This window comes from Rhizobium sp. 768_B6_N1_8 (assembly GCF_051811225.1).
Lineage (GTDB): Bacteria > Pseudomonadota > Alphaproteobacteria > Rhizobiales > Rhizobiaceae > Rhizobium.
In genome coordinates this window covers 915,362-930,010 of record NZ_JBPWPV010000002.1, presented here as the reverse complement: position 1 = coordinate 930,010, position 14,649 = coordinate 915,362, and the positions used below count along the sequence as shown (strand labels likewise).

The window sequence follows — 14,649 nt, the reverse complement described above, 5'->3', positions numbered from 1 at the left end:
GAACGATGTCCGATTTCATCCAGACCTCCCCTGCCCGCAGCGTTCAAAATGCCGCCCAGGATCATTTCATCGCGGCCGAAGCGCCGTGGTCCGGCATCGTGCGCAAGGGCCAGACAATCCGCATCGAGGACAGCTACGGCCAGCAGGCGATCGACACGCTCTTCTATCGTGCCGATGATGTCTCCGAGCGCTATTCCAATCAGGATACGATGCGCATGCAGGGTGCCGCCTATATCGGCATCGGTACGAAAATCGTGTCGAACGAAGGCAATGTCATGCTGACCATGACGGCCGACAGTTGCGGCCGCCATGACACCTCGGCCGGCGCTTGCTCCTGCGAGAGCAACACCGTGCGCTTCGGCCATGGCACAAAATATCTCCACGCCTGCCGCGACAATTTCGTGCTTGAAGTCAGCAAGCACGGCATGGGCAAGCGCGATATCGTGCCGAACATCAACTTCTTCATGAACGTGCCGATCAAGCCGAATGGCGAGATGACAATCGTCGACGGCATTTCCGCGCCGGGTGACTATGTAGAACTCGTCGCCGAGATGGACGTGCTCTGCGTCATCTCCAACTGCCCGCAGATCAATAATCCCTGCAACGGTTTCGATCCGACGCCGATCCGGGTGCTGATCTGGGATGGCGAGGACTGACATGTTCAAGAAAGTCCTGATCGCCAACCGAGGCGAAATCGCCATCCGGGTCATCAAGACCCTGAGGCGCATGGGCATTGCGTCGGTCTCCGTCTATTCCGATGCCGACCGCTTCGCCAAACCCGCAATGGTGGCCGATGAAGCAATCCGCCTTGGGCCGGCACCGGCGAGCGAAAGCTATCTCAATGTCGATGCCGTCATCGCCGCCTGCAAGGCGACGGGGGCGGAAGCAGTGCATCCCGGCTATGGGTTTCTCTCGGAAAATATCGGTTTTGCCGAGCGGCTCGCCGCCGAAGGCATCGCCTTCATCGGCCCGCGGCCCGAACACCTCTCCGCGTTCGGCCTGAAGCATACGGCGCGCGAACTCGCCAAGGCGAGCGGCGTTCCACTCCTGCCCGGCACCGGCCTGCTCTCGAGCGCCGATGAAGCGCTCTCGGCGGCAGAAACGATCGGCTATCCCGTGATGCTGAAAAGTACGGCCGGCGGCGGCGGCATCGGTATGCAGCTCTGCGCTGATCCCGAAAGCCTGAAGGCATCCTTCGAAAGCGTGCAACGCACCGCGCGGGCAAGCTTCGGCGATGCGCGCGTCTATATCGAGCGTTTCGTGGCGGAGGCGCGGCATGTCGAGGTGCAGATCTTCGGCAATGGCAAAGGCAAGGTCATCGCGCTCGGCGAGCGCGACTGCTCGCTGCAGCGGCGAAACCAGAAGGTGGTCGAGGAAACCCCCGCTCCCGGTCTTTCGGCTGCAACCCGCGCTCGCCTGCACAAGGCAGCCATCGACCTCGGCTCGGCTGTCTCCTACGAATCCGCCGGTACCGTCGAATTTATCTATGATCCCATACGTGAGGAATTCTACTTCCTCGAGGTGAACACCCGCCTGCAGGTCGAACATCCCGTTACGGAAGCCGTGTTCGGCATCGACCTCGTCGAATGGATGATCCGCCAGACCGCCGGCGAGGACGTGCTTTCGGGCTCCGAGGCGCTACAGCCGGAGGGAGCAGCGATCGAAGTGCGCGTCTATGCCGAGATGCCGCATGCCGATTTCCGCCCGAGTGCCGGCCTGCTGACGGAGGTTGTCTTCCCCGAAGATGTCCGCCTCGATGGCTGGATCGAGACCGGCACAGAGGTGACGCCTTTCTACGATCCGATGCTCGCCAAGCTGATCGTTTCCGCCGAGGATCGTCCGGCGGCAATCGAGAAGCTGAGGGCAGCACTCTCTGGCACGTCGATATCGGGTATCGAGACCAATCTCGACTATCTTCGCGCCATCGCAGGCTCCGAGCTTCTCGCCAGCGGCAAGGTGGCCACCACAGCGTTGCGGGACTTTTCCTTCGTGCCTGACGTTATCGAGGTGAGCGCCCCGGGCGCGCAGTCGAGCATTCAGGAATTGCCGGGCAGGCTCGGCCTTTGGCATGTCGGCGTGCCGCCGAGCGGTCCGATGGACGAGCGCTCATTCCGGCACGCCAACCGTCTCGTCGGCAATGGTGATATGGTCGCGGCACTGGAACTGACGGTCTCCGGCCCGGTGCTGAGTTTCCATACCGACACGGTGGTTGCCCTTGCCGGCGCGAGGATGGCGATGAGCGTCGACGGCGTGAAACTGCCGCATGACGAAGCCGCAACAATCCGCGCTGGCCAGATCCTCTCGATCGGCAGCATCGATGGGCCAGGGCAGCGAGCTTACCTCGCCGTGGCGGGCGGTTTTTCCGCTCCCGTCGTGCTGGGCTCCCGCGCCACCTTCGGGCTCGGCCAGTTCGGCGGCAACGCCACCGGCACGCTGAAGACCGGCCATGTGCTGCATCTTGCCCGTCAGGCCACCGCCGAACCGCCAAAGCCACCAATCGAACCAGCGGAATTGACGCGCGAATGGGAGGTCGGCGTTGTCTACGGTCCGCATGGCGCGCCTGATTTCTTTCAGGATGGCGATATCGAGACGCTGTTTTCGACGCGCTACGAGGTGCATTTCAACAGCGCCCGCACTGGCGTACGCCTCATCGGTCCCGCGCCGAAATGGGCGCGCAGCGACGGCGGCGAAGCCGGCCTTCATCCCTCCAACCTGCATGACAATGCCTATGCGATCGGCGCGATCGATTTCACCGGCGACATGCCGATCATCCTCGGACCGGACGGGCCAAGCCTCGGCGGCTTCGTCTGCCCGGCGGTGATCGCTCGCGACGAGCAATGGAAGATGGGCCAGTTCAAGCCGGGCGATCGCATCCGCTTCCATCCCGTCACGCGGTCTGAGGACCCGATTGCCGGGCCGATCGTGCATCGGGCGAAAGAAGAGACAGGCTCGCCTGTTATTGGCAAGAGCGACGGCGGACCTGTCTCTGTCGTCTACCGCCGCCAGGGTGATGACAATCTGCTGGTCGAATATGGACCGATGACGCTCGATATCGCCCTGCGGCTCAGGGTACATCTCTTGATGCAGGCCGTATCGCAGGCCCGCCTGCCCGGGATCATCGATCTCACGCCCGGCATCCGCTCGCTGCAGATCCACTATGACGGTACGGCATTGACCCGCAAACGCCTGCTCGGCTTGCTGGCGGAGATCGAGGCGAGCCTGCCGGCAGCCCAGGACGTCAAGGTGCCGAGCCGCATTGTGCATCTGCCACTTTCCTGGAACGATCCGGATGCGGAACTTGCCATGCGCAAGTATCAGGAACTCGTCCGCCCGAATGCGCCCTGGTGCCCGTCCAATATCGAGTTCATCCGCCGCATTAACGGGCTGGCAGACGAGCAGGCCGTACGCGACGTCGTCTTCGATGCGAGCTATCTCGTGCTCGGCCTCGGCGACGTCTATCTTGGCGCGCCGGTCGCAACACCGGTCGATCCGCGCCACAGGCTGGTGACCACAAAGTACAATCCAGCCCGCACCTGGACGCCGGAAAATGCCGTCGGTATCGGTGGGGCCTATATGTGCATCTATGGCATGGAAGGCCCGGGCGGATACCAGCTTTTCGGCCGCACCATCCAGGTGTGGAACACCTGGCGGCAGACACCGGTCTTTGCCAAGGGCAAACCCTGGCTTTTAAACTTCTTCGATCAGATCCGCTTCTTCCCCGTCAGCCACCAGGAACTGACGGAGGCGCGCAATGCCTTCCCGCATGGCGGCTATCCTGTGAAGATCGAGGAAACGGAATTCTCCTACGCCGCATACGAGAAGGAATTGCAGGCGAATGCCGTCTCGATCGGGACCTTCAAGGCTCGCCAGCAGGCCGCCTTCGACGCCGAGCGCCAGCGCTGGAAGGAGGCAGGCCTCGACAGCTTCGTTACCGACGAAGGCACCGGTGAAAGCCCTGACGGAGATATCCCCGAAGGCTGCTTCGGCGTTGCCAGCGCCGTGCCCGGTAATATCTGGAAACTTCTGGTCGAGCCGGGTGCACCGGTCGCGGCTGGCGACACGCTTGCCATCATCGAATCCATGAAAATGGAAATCAACGTCACCGCACATGCGCCGGGCCGCGTTCGCGACCTGCGTGCCGGCCCCGGACGAAACGTCAAAGCGGGCGATATCATTGTTGTTCTGGAGGAATGCTGAACCATGCTGCCGACCATTCTTGATCTGACAAGCCTTCGCGCAGCCTATGAGGCAGGCAAAAGCCCGCTCGATGTCATCGAGACCGTCATTACGCGTCGGGCCGCCTCGAAGGATCCGGCAATCTTCATCACGCCCACGCCTGATGATACATTGCGGGCCGAAGCACGAGCTCTGATGGAACGTGCACCCGAGCCGAACAGCCTGCCGCTCTGGGGTATTCCCTTCGCGGTGAAGGATAACATCGACGTGGCGGAGCTGCCGACCACCGCCGCCTGCCCGGCTTTCGCTTATAATCCCGAGAAGGACGCAACTGTCGTCGCACGACTGCGGGCGGCAGGTGCGATCGTAATCGGCAAGACCAATCTCGACCAGTTCGCGACCGGCCTCAATGGCACACGCTCGCCCCATGGAGCGCCACGATCGGTCTTTGACGCCGACTATATTTCAGGCGGTTCGAGCTCGGGTTCGGCGGTGACGGTGGCATCCGGCCTCGCCACCTTCGCGCTTGGCACGGATACAGCCGGTTCAGGCCGCGTGCCGGCCGCCTTCAACAATCTTGTCGGCATCAAGCCGACCCCGGGCCTGCTGTCGAATACCGGCGCCGTGCCAGCCTGCAAGAGCGTCGACTGCATCACGATCTTCGCGCCGACGGTCGGCGACGGGGTCGCGATCCGCAAGATTGCCGAGGGCTTCGATGCCACCGATGCGTTTTCGCGGCGTGCCAAGCCGGCAACTCTTCCGGTTGCCGGTCTGCGGCTCGGCGTTCTCGACGGCGCGGAGCGGGAATTCTTCGGCGATGCCTATGTCGAAGCGCTCTATGATCAGGCAATCGAGCGCGCCAAAGCGCTCGGCGCGACGATCGTTCCCTTCGATTATGCGCCCTTCCGTGAGGCGGCTTCTCTCCTCTATGACGGCCCATGGGTTGCCGAGCGCCTAGCAGCCGTCGAGGACTTTCTGGCGAGTAACGCCGACGATTTCGATCCCACGGTTCGCAAGATCATCGAAGGCGCGAAAGGCAAGACGGCAGTCGAAGCCTTCAACGGCCGCTACAAGCTCGAAGATCTCAGGCGCAAGACGGAAGCCGAATGGGCAAAAGCCGATCTGCTGCTGCTGCCGACGGCACCGACGACCTACAAGGTTGCCGATATGCAGGCCGATCCGATCGTGCTCAACGGCCGGCTTGGCCGCTACACGAACTTCGTCAACCTGCTCGATTGCGCCGCGATCGCTGTTCCCGCCGGATTCGGCGACAACGGCCTGCCGGGTGGCGTGACGCTGATTGCGCCAGCCTTCACTGACGATGCGCTGGCTCCCCTTGCCGATGCGCTGCACCGCGCTGCCGCCGCCGGCATGGGCATCGATCGCGCTGCGGTTATCCCTGAGCAGAGCCGCGTCGCCTCATTGACAGACGATACTATCGCCATCGCCGTGGTCGGTGCACATCTGACAGGCATGCCGCTCAATCACGAACTGACCACATTGGGCGGCACGTTGGTAAGGGCCTGCCGCACAGCAGGTGATTATCGCCTCTTCGTGCTGCCTAATACGACCCCGCAGAAGCCCGGCCTCGTGCGCGAACCGGGACATGACGGTCTCGGACTAGAGATTGAGGTCTGGGCCTTGCCCCCAGAGGGCTTCGGCCGTTTCGTTGCCAAGATCCCTGCCCCGCTTGGTATCGGCAAGGTCACGCTGGAGGACGGTTCGAGCATATCGTGCTTCCTCTGCGAAGCCCATGCTGTGAAGGGGGCCGAGGAGATCACGGCTCTCGGTGGCTGGCGGAGCTATATGCGCAGCAAATCGGCCGCCTGAACCGGAGGGGTACGGCAGTGAAATTCATAGTTCGGCTGCTGATGAATGGACTCCTGGCGCGTGCGGGCGCGCTACGAGGTCGACCTATCATCTTTGTCCGCACCCCACTCCATGGCCGAGACGGGACGAAATGATGGCCACCGTATCGAGCAGCGGCTGGTACAAACTTTTCTATGACTTTGAGTGAGAGCCGCAGCGACGGCCCGGCAACTCCCACGGCGCCGATAACGGCGCCTCTGGCGACAGTCGCTTCAATCCGGCCAGGCGTAAATCGCGGCTGGACGAGCGACGCCTTTGAGCGGAAAAATGCCGGCTTTCTCGAAACGGCCTGGCGCCTGCAAAACGAAATCGGCGGATGCCAGCAGGCTGTGGCCGATTTCGTCGGCCAACTTCTCCATGCGCGCCGCCTCATTGACCGCCCTGCCGATGGCGGTGAAGTCAAGGCGGCGAGCCGCTCCGACATTCCCATAGAACACTTCGCCGACGTGAAGGACGATATCCACAAGAAGCTCCGGCTCTCCCGCTTCCGCTCGCCTGCGATTGACATCAGCATTGGCGTTCATGGCAGTTCGCGCCGCCGATAATGCGCGGTCGCATGCCTCGGCCGGGTTGTCGATATCGGCAGGGAAGATGGCGAGCAGACTGTCGCCCATGAACTTCAGGATCTCGCCGCCCTCCCGCTCGACCGGCGCGCCGATCGCCTCGAAGTGTTCGTTGAGCCAGGCAACGATGCGCTCGGGCTGATGCTGTTCATTGAGCGAAGTGAACTTCTTGAGATCTGCAAGAAGGATCGCGGCATAGACCGCGGTGCCGTCGCCGCGCCTGATATGACCGCTCAGGATACGTCCGCTGGTCCGCGTGCCCGTATAAACAGCCAGCACATCGCTCGCAACCCGTGTGGTAGCGATCCGGCAGCAGGCGAGTGACAGCGCCGGGACCAACCTCTCCAGATCGGCAATCAGCCTGTCCGAAAAGCCATCGGGGTCATCAACGGCGATCGAGAAGCTGACACCCGCCAGCGCCGTATCGCCGGGGAATGAAACGAGCTTCATCAGATAATCGGTAGCCCCGAGCTCCGCCAGCTCAGTCAGCAGTGGAATCGGCGGAACATCTGGTCCCGGCGGCAATCGCCAGCGGGCATATTGCAGATTGTTTTCCAGAAGGTAGGAGATGGGAGAGCGCCGGAACAATTCCTGACCCGCTTCATCATGCCCTTGTACTTCCGTCGAGAAGCCGGAAGAACGATACCACGCAAGCGAAAATCCCCGCTGCACGGGATCGATCGACGGCATCGCTATCGACGCCCGAAGGATCGGATATCCGAGATCCGTCAGTCGTTCCGCAACGCCCTGCAAAATGGTCTCAATGGTATCTGTCGATAGTCCTTCGGCGATGATCCAGTCGATCAGTTCCTGCAAGCGAGGCATAGTCACGTCCTTCGGCCTCCGGATTTTTTGGAGGTCTGCCGTTCTACCGCAATTTTATCAATGGTCCATCAGTCGTGTCATTCCCGGGCTTCGGGCATCATCGTTGCAAAAAATCTTAATGCGCGCCGATTGAAGCAAAATGCGTGGAACAAAATCGGCGCTGCTGCGTAATTCTCCTCTGGGACGCAAAAGAATCTGTTATCGCGCTAACAAGAAGCACAACCCCACTTCGAGGAAGGAAAGGAACGTGTCTATGACCGTACGGACTGCTGATGTTGTGCCGCATGACGATCACGTGGTTACGGCCAAAGAGGCCCTGGAGGGACTTTACCTAAGGCTCGAAATGGAGGCGGAGGTCCGGCTCGTTGCCGCGGCATTGCGCGCCGGTTGGACGGCAGACGAAGCCCTTGACGCGATCGACCAGCTTCGAGCCGACGATATCACGCATTAAGGTTCCCTGACGCGGCGTTAGGCGTCGTGGCGGCTGAAAGTGCCGCCCCCGAACTACGATCAGTTTGCCACCAGATGCCCCGGCGACACCTCACGGTATCCGAGCGGCTTGATCTTGTATTCGACGGGCCGGATCGGGCTCTTGATCTCGTCATTGGCGACAGCCCGCTTTTCGCGACGGCGATCGGGATCGGGAACCGGGACGGCTGCCATCAGCTTCTTGGTATAGTCGTGCTGCGGATTGCCGAAGACGGCGGCGCGCGGGCCGATTTCGACGATTTCGCCGAGATACATGACCGCGACGCGGTGGCTGACGCGCTCGACGACGGCCATGTCGTGAGAAATAAACAGAAATGCGAGATTGAGGCTCTGCTGCAAGTCCAGCATCAGATTGATGACCTGCGCCTTGATCGAAACGTCGAGTGCCGAGACGCTCTCGTCGGCCACGATGACCTTCGGCTCCAGTGCAAGTGCACGCGCAATACAGATGCGCTGGCGCTGCCCACCGGAGAATTCATGCGGGAAGCGTGCGGCCATGTCGGGCGTCAGGCCGACCTTGGTGAGGAGGTCTGCGACGCGTCCCCTCGCCTGCTTTGCCGTCCCCATCCTGTGCTCGAGATAAGGCTCGGCAATGGCGTCGCCGACACGGATGCGCGGATTGAGGCTGGCAAAGGGGTCCTGGAAGATCATCTGCACGGTCTTGCGCATCTCGCGCATGCCCGCCTTGCCGAGCGCCAGCACATCCTTGCCATCGGCAATGACAGAACCGCTCTGCGCCTCGATCAGCCGCATGATTGCGCGTCCGGTTGTCGACTTGCCGCAGCCGGATTCGCCGACGAGCGACAGCGTCTCACCGGCATGGAGATCGAAGGAAACGTTCTCGACCGCGTGGACGCGACCAGTCAGCTTGCCGAAGAGGCCGGAATGAATGTCGAAGCGCTTAGTGAGGTTTTTCACCTCGAGCACCGGGCGAGATGTTGCGGCGACCGTATCGGCCGTTTCGACCGGGATGTTTGATTCTCCCGTTGCCGTATTGACGACGGGGAAGCGCAGCGGCCGCTGGTAATTTTGCATCGAACCGAGCACCGGCACGGCCGACAGCAAGGCACGGGTGTAGGGATGTTTGCCGCGATGGAAGATATCGGGTGTCACTCCCGTTTCCACCTGCTCGCCGCGATACATGACGACGGTACGATCGGCGATCTCGGCAACCACGCCCATATCATGAGTGATGAACAGAACCGACGTCCCCTCCTCTTCCTGCAACATCTTGATCAGATCGAGGATCTGGCCCTGAATCGTCACGTCGAGTGCCGTCGTCGGTTCGTCGGCGATCAGGAGCTTCGGCCGTGAGGCAAGCGCCATGGCGATCATCACGCGCTGGCGCATGCCGCCGGAGAAGCGGTGGGGATATTCGTTAAAGCGCGAGACAGCCGAAGGAATGCGCACCTTTTCGAGCAAGCGGATCGTCTCGGCGCGTGCTTCTGTCTTCGACATCGGCCGGTGGCACAACAATGCCTCGGAAATCTGGTCGCCGATCGTGAAGAGCGGATTGAGGCTCGTCATCGGTTCCTGGAAGATCATCGCGACATCATTGCCGCGAACCTTGCGCATCTCGCCTTCCGGCAGCGCCAGAAGGTCGCGCCCGCCGAGTATGATCTTGCCTTCGATGCGACTCGAATCCGCCTGCAGAAGGCGCATGATCGATAGCGAAGTCACGCTCTTGCCGGAGCCGCTCTCGCCGACGATCGCGACTGTCTCTCCCGGTACGACATCGAAGGAGACATTGCGAACGACCGGCTTCCAGGCGCCATCGACCAGAAACGATGTCGTCAGGTTCTGGACGGAGAGAACCGGCTCCGTCGTTGCGATGGATTGTGCCTGGATGCCTGTCATGATCGCTTCCTTAGAATTCGCGCCTTGTTTCTCGGATCAATCCGGCCACTTCAGCACACCTTCGAAACGTCGCTTGCTGCGGTTTTCGATCGGCGTCGCGATGATCTCGTTGGAGGCGCGCGCCTTGTCGAGCTCCGCAGCCAGGCGGCTGGCGACGATCTTCTCCTGGCCCGGATGCAGATTGCACGGATCGAGGTAGAAGTAGCGATGCTCGACCTCGTGATCGCGCACGATGATCGGCGGTGAGCCGCGGCCGAGCGCATCGGCGAGGTCCCAGGCGGTGATATGGGCCTCATCGGTATCGATGATCACGCGCATGCGATCGAGCGGGTTGTTGGTCGGGTCCGGCTCGATCAGTGCAGTCACGCCGGGGCGGCCGTCGAGCGTCTGTTTCCAGAGGTTGAGATAACCAGTCTCACGCTCGCGAATACCGGCGTGGTCGCGCTTCTCCCAGGCTTCGAGCGCCGCCATGACGCCGAAAATGCTTTCCTTGCCGACCTTCATGCCGCGGCCGATGCCCATATTCTGCAGGAAGGCGTTGCGCACCAGCTCCTTCTGGCCGGCGACGATGCCCGAGGTCGGGCCGCCCAGGAACTTGTGGCCGGAATAGAGCGCCACATCAGCCCCCTGCTCCAGGAATATCCTGAGATCATATTCCGAGGCCGCATCGACGATAACAGGAACGCCCTTGGCATGGGCAATCTCGACGAATTCCTTGAGGTTCAGCAGGCCGTAGTCAACCACGTGATGCGAAACGACATAGACGGCGGCGGCGGTCTTTTCGGTAATCGCATTCTCCATATGGAAGCGATGGGTGGATGTCGCCTGGCCGACCATCACAACCTTGCCGCCGGCAAGCCGGATCGCCTGATCGACGGGTGCGCCGTAGCTCACGATATGGCCCATCTGGACGAGGACTTCATTCTTCTCCGGCACTACATCCGGCAGCTTTTCGATAGCGAGCAGGTTGTTGCCGGTGATGGCACCAGCGACGGCAAGCGAAATGCCTGCCGAGCACGAGGCGGTCACGAAGCCCGCCTCGCCGCCGGTCAGCCTCGCGATAACCGCGCTCGCCTTGCGCTGCAAATCGTTGACCTCAACGAACTGCGGCAGGATCGACGACATAGCGGCGATGGCCTCGGGAACGACGATCGAGGCGCCGAGGCTGGTCATGGTGCCGGAAACGTTGATGACCGGGCGAAGGCCGATCGATGTGCGGATGTCCTCAGACATGGGTATCTCCAATTTCAATCTGTTGAGCCGGAGCGATCATGCGCATCCTCATTAATCCCTGAGCGCGACGATGGCCTCGATCTCGACGGTGATGTTTCCTGGCAGCGATCCGAAGCCGACGGCAGAGCGGGCATGCTGCCCAACCTCTTCGCCGAAGACATCGATGAAGAGATCCGAGCAGCCGTTGATGACCGAGGGATGATCGACGAAATGCGGCACGGCATTGACCATGCCGAGCAGCTTGACGACACGCTTGACACGCGAAAGGTCGCCGAGCGCCTCATGCATGACGGAAAGCAGATTGATGCCGGTGAGCTTTGCATGTGCGTAGGCGGTTTCGACGCCGACCTCGGCGCCGACCTTGCCGACATGCATGAAGCCGTCCGGCTCGCGGGGCCCCTGCCCCGACAGGTAAAGCATGTTGCCCTCCTGCACATGGGTGACGAAATTAGCGATCGGCGGCGGTGGGGCCGGAAGCTTGATGCCAAGCGCTGCAAGACGCTCATAGGGCGACGTGCTGATTGTGCCGGCGGTGGCGGAAGACTGGTTCACGCAAACTCCTGTCATGCTATGTCTTGTGTTCTGGTCTTACCGGTAGGAATAACCGTGGCTGTGGCGCACCAGCTTGCGGGCACGCGGCACGTAACGGCTGGAAGTGAATGCCTCGTTGCCCAGCACCGCATATCGCGGCTCGAAGAGCCTTTTCAGCACCGAGACGTCACCATTGGAATCGGTCGCCTCCAGGTCGGAATCGATGAGATCGAAAACCGTGAACTCGGCGGTAGCACCAACACTCAGACGGTTTTCCATCGATAGCTTGATGACGGATGCAGGCGCATGGGTCACCGCATGGATCACCTTGTCGAAGGGCATGCCGACTGACAGAAGCTTCGACATGGTCGTTGCCAGATCCCAGACCGGGAAGTTCATCGAATGACCATGCAGGTCGGTCGAGATCGAATATGGCAACAGGCCACGGGCGATTGCCGCTTCCGCCACCTTGAAGGAAAAGGAAGCGCCGCCATGGCCGATGTCGAGGCGGATGCCTTCAGACGCGCAGCGCTCGGCGAGATTGAAGAGGTCTTCGTCCTCCATGATGCTCGAACCGGCCTTGCCGTTGAAGCAGTGGGTGACGACATCGCCGGGGCCAAGGATTTCCAGCACTTCGTCATAGAGTGCCGGCGGCTCGCCGACATGCACCATCATCGGCACCTTGAGGATCTTGGCGATCTTCTTGCCGAGCTTGACGGGAGTGACGCCCCAGGAGCCGGTGATCACGTGGCTGGCGCGCACCTTGATGCCGACGATGTGCTCGCTGTTTTCAGCGTAGCATTCGAGGATGCGGTCAAGGTCGATATCCCTGATGTCGCGCAGCTCAGCAACACGATTGCAGGCAACCAGGCCGATGGAACCGAGATTGAGGAAAGCCTTAATGCGTTCCTTCGACGGCTCGATGATATATTCGCGGAAACCGTGGAAATTGGCCTCACCGGCAGAACCGGCATCGACCAGCGTCGTCACACCACGCTCAACGCCGCACTCGGACGGGCGGATCGAGATGTCGGTGGCGCCATGCCAGATATGCACGTGCAGGTCGACCCAGCCGGGCGAGACGAAGGCACCCTTGCCGTCGACGCGTATCACCTCATCGGCCACAGCCAGGGACGGGCCGAGCTTGGCGATCTTGCCATCGGCATCGACCAGAATGTCGATCGCGCCGTCCGGCGTGCCAGCCCCGAAGCCAACAGGCTTTACATTGGTGAGGAGGAGCGGCTTGCCCACTTTTTCACCGGTCATTTAAAGGTCCTTTCGAAGTTTGGGATCGAGCATGTCGCGCAGACCATCACCGACCATCTGGAGCGAAAGCACGGAGAGAATGATGGCGACGCCCGGAAACAGCGTCATCCAGTCCGCCTGACCGATATATTGCCGGCCAGCGGCAATCATCGTGCCCCAGGTCGGGATTTCCGGGCTGACGCCGAGGCCGAGGAAAGACAGGCCGGCCTCGGCGAGCATGGCGCTCGCAAAGAGGAAAGTCGCCTGCACCATGATCGGCGAAAGCAGGTTCCTCAGCACATGACGCGTCATGATATGGAAGGTCGAGATCCCGAGCGCCTGTGCGGCCTCGACATAAGGCAACTCGCGGATGACAAGCGTCGAGGCGCGAACGATGCGGGCCAGGCGCGGTGCGTAGACGATCGACAGCGCAATGATGACAGTCGTCAGCGACGGGCCAAGAGCCGCGACAAGCGCAATCGCCAGCAGGATATCCGGGAAGGCCATCATCGCATCAATCAGGCGAGCGATTGGCGTGTCGAGGTTCTTGAAGAAGCCCGCAAGCAGTCCCAGCGTGACCCCGATCGCCGCCGAAAGCGCGACGACCGCGACGCCGACAAGCAGCGACAGGCGGCCGGCAAAGATGGTGCGCGACAGCACATCCCGGCCGAACTCGTCCGTGCCGAAGAAATATGTCCCGCTCGGTGGCTTCAGACGGTTGATGATCGAAAGCTTCGACGGCGAATAGGGTGCAACCCATGGCGCCAGGATCGCCAGCAGCACGAAAATTATGAGAATGAGCAAGCCAACGGCGACTGTCTTGCGCTTTAGAAACTGGCGGATAAATTTGCGGCCTTCGCTCTCGGCCGGCTTGATCGCGATATCCGTCATCAGTAGCGCACCCTCGGATCAACGAGCAGGTAGAGCATGTCGATCGCAAAATTGATCAGCACATAGAGCGCGGCGATCACCAGAAGCGCTCCCTGGATAACAGGATAGTCGCGGCGCAGGACGGCCGATACCACGAGATTGCCAACGCCCGGGAGGCCGAAGACGGTCTCGGTCACAACCGCCCCTGATATCAGGACGGCAGCCGTCAGACCAAGGACGGTCAGGATCGGGATCAGCGCATTCTTCAGGGCGTGCTTGAGGATAACCCTGCGTTCGATCAGCCCTTTGGCCCGCGCCGTGCGGATATAGTCGTCACCGAGCACGTCGAGCATCGAGGCCCGGGTGAAGCGCAGGATGAGCGCCGAGGAGACGATACCGAGCGCGAATGCGGGCAAGGTCAGGTGATACATGCGGTCGAGGAATGTGGAGCCCGGTCCGCCATATCCGGAAACGGGGAACATGCCAAAGCGAACGGCAAAGACCTGCATCAGGATGAGGCCGAGCCAGAAGCTCGGAATGCTTGCGGCAAACATCGCCAGCGTCGTTGCCGCCTGGTCGACGAACGAGCCGCGGCGGTAGGCGGCGTAGATGCCGATCGGAAGCGCGATGAGGCTGGCGATAACAAGCGAGAAGATCGTCAGGAAAAAGGTCGGTTCGGCGCGATCGAACAGCGCAGACGTCACGGGCATGTTGAGGAAGATCGACTGTCCGAGATCGCCCTTCAGCAACTGGCCGATATAATAGAGATATTGCACGCCGATCGACCTATCGAGGCCAAGGCTGGCCCGCAGATCGGCGATGTCCTGCGGCGTCGCATCGGGGCCGAGCATGACGGCAGCCGGATCGCCGGGGGTAACGCGCACGATGACAAAGACGATGGTGACGACGAGGAACATCACGACAATCATGCCAAGCAGGCGCTGAAAAATGTACCGTATCATGAAGTCTGTCCCGGTGCCGGACGGGCACG

General features: G+C 61.4%; 11 protein-coding genes. 4 read left to right on the top strand and 7 right to left on the bottom strand.

Translation table 11 applies throughout. The features are described from left to right. Positions 1-5: 5 nt before the first annotated feature. Genes AB8B33_RS28645 through atzF form a run of 3 tightly spaced genes read left to right on the top strand, consistent with a single transcriptional unit; the run spans position 6 to position 6,006 of the window. Entirely contained in the window at positions 6-656 is a 651-nt protein-coding gene (locus AB8B33_RS28645; protein ID WP_113319994.1) for an urea amidolyase associated protein UAAP2, read from the top strand. Position 657: 1 nt separating this feature from the next. Beyond that, entirely contained in the window at positions 658-4,197 is a 3,540-nt protein-coding gene (gene uca, locus AB8B33_RS28640; protein ID WP_439017963.1) for an urea carboxylase, read from the top strand. 3 nt (positions 4,198-4,200) lie between these two features. After that, entirely contained in the window at positions 4,201-6,006 is a 1,806-nt protein-coding gene (gene atzF, locus AB8B33_RS28635; RefSeq protein ID WP_439017962.1) for an allophanate hydrolase, read from the top strand. A gap of 251 nt (positions 6,007-6,257) precedes the next feature. Here the strand turns inward: atzF and AB8B33_RS28630 are convergent, their stop codons facing one another. Next, positions 6,258-7,433: an adenylate/guanylate cyclase domain-containing protein gene (locus AB8B33_RS28630; protein WP_439018872.1), complete on the bottom strand. Its 1,176-nt coding sequence runs from the start codon at positions 7,431-7,433 to the stop codon at positions 6,258-6,260. A 253-nt stretch (positions 7,434-7,686) separates the two neighbouring features. Between AB8B33_RS28630 and AB8B33_RS28625 the strand changes: the two genes are divergently transcribed. Further along, entirely contained in the window at positions 7,687-7,884 is a 198-nt protein-coding gene (locus AB8B33_RS28625) for a hypothetical protein (protein ID WP_113319998.1), read from the top strand. 59 nt (positions 7,885-7,943) lie between these two features. Here AB8B33_RS28625 and AB8B33_RS28620 read toward each other — a convergent pair whose 3' ends face one another. The 6 genes from AB8B33_RS28620 to AB8B33_RS28595 are packed head-to-tail and all read right to left on the bottom strand — an operon-like array spanning position 7,944 to position 14,620. After that, the gene (locus tag AB8B33_RS28620) at positions 7,944-9,779 is read right to left on the bottom strand and encodes an ABC transporter ATP-binding protein (RefSeq protein WP_439017961.1); all 1,836 of its coding nucleotides are present in this window, start codon (positions 9,777-9,779) and stop codon (positions 7,944-7,946) included. 36 nt (positions 9,780-9,815) lie between these two features. Beyond that, the gene (locus tag AB8B33_RS28615) at positions 9,816-11,012 is read right to left on the bottom strand and encodes an aminotransferase class V-fold PLP-dependent enzyme (protein ID WP_439017960.1); all 1,197 of its coding nucleotides are present in this window, start codon (positions 11,010-11,012) and stop codon (positions 9,816-9,818) included. Positions 11,013-11,063: 51 nt separating this feature from the next. Then, positions 11,064-11,579, bottom strand: coding sequence for a RidA family protein (locus AB8B33_RS28610; protein WP_439017959.1), 516 nt, complete (start codon positions 11,577-11,579; stop codon positions 11,064-11,066). Positions 11,580-11,600: 21 nt separating this feature from the next. Then, positions 11,601-12,809 (bottom strand): amidohydrolase/deacetylase family metallohydrolase, encoded by a 1,209-nt coding sequence (locus AB8B33_RS28605; RefSeq protein ID WP_439017958.1) that lies wholly within the window; start codon positions 12,807-12,809, stop codon positions 11,601-11,603. After that, positions 12,810-13,679, bottom strand: a complete 870-nt coding sequence (locus AB8B33_RS28600; RefSeq protein WP_439017957.1) for an ABC transporter permease — start codon at positions 13,677-13,679, stop codon at positions 12,810-12,812. It abuts the gene before it with no gap. Next, the gene (locus tag AB8B33_RS28595; protein WP_007823435.1) at positions 13,679-14,620 is read right to left on the bottom strand and encodes an ABC transporter permease; all 942 of its coding nucleotides are present in this window, start codon (positions 14,618-14,620) and stop codon (positions 13,679-13,681) included. Before AB8B33_RS28595 ends, AB8B33_RS28600 begins: the two co-directional genes overlap by 1 nt. Between the last annotated feature and the right edge of the window lie 29 nt (positions 14,621-14,649).

Bases quoted from the DNA above. Each gene is read 5' to 3' on its own strand.
- AB8B33_RS28645 (WP_113319994.1), top strand. From the start codon at position 6: ATGTCCGATTTCATCCAGACCTCCCCTGCCCGCAGCGTTCAAAATGCC.
- uca (WP_439017963.1), top strand. From the start codon at position 658: ATGTTCAAGAAAGTCCTGATCGCCAACCGAGGCGAAATCGCCATCCGG.
- atzF (WP_439017962.1), top strand. From the start codon at position 4,201: ATGCTGCCGACCATTCTTGATCTGACAAGCCTTCGCGCAGCCTATGAG.
- AB8B33_RS28630 (WP_439018872.1), bottom strand. From the start codon at position 7,433: ATGCCTCGCTTGCAGGAACTGATCGACTGGATCATCGCCGAAGGACTA.
- AB8B33_RS28625 (WP_113319998.1), top strand. From the start codon at position 7,687: ATGACCGTACGGACTGCTGATGTTGTGCCGCATGACGATCACGTGGTT.
- AB8B33_RS28620 (WP_439017961.1), bottom strand. From the start codon at position 9,779: ATGACAGGCATCCAGGCACAATCCATCGCAACGACGGAGCCGGTTCTC.
- AB8B33_RS28615 (WP_439017960.1), bottom strand. From the start codon at position 11,012: ATGTCTGAGGACATCCGCACATCGATCGGCCTTCGCCCGGTCATCAAC.
- AB8B33_RS28610 (WP_439017959.1), bottom strand. From the start codon at position 11,579: ATGACAGGAGTTTGCGTGAACCAGTCTTCCGCCACCGCCGGCACAATC.
- AB8B33_RS28605 (WP_439017958.1), bottom strand. From the start codon at position 12,809: ATGACCGGTGAAAAAGTGGGCAAGCCGCTCCTCCTCACCAATGTAAAG.
- AB8B33_RS28600 (WP_439017957.1), bottom strand. From the start codon at position 13,679: ATGACGGATATCGCGATCAAGCCGGCCGAGAGCGAAGGCCGCAAATTT.
- AB8B33_RS28595 (WP_007823435.1), bottom strand. From the start codon at position 14,620: ATGATACGGTACATTTTTCAGCGCCTGCTTGGCATGATTGTCGTGATG.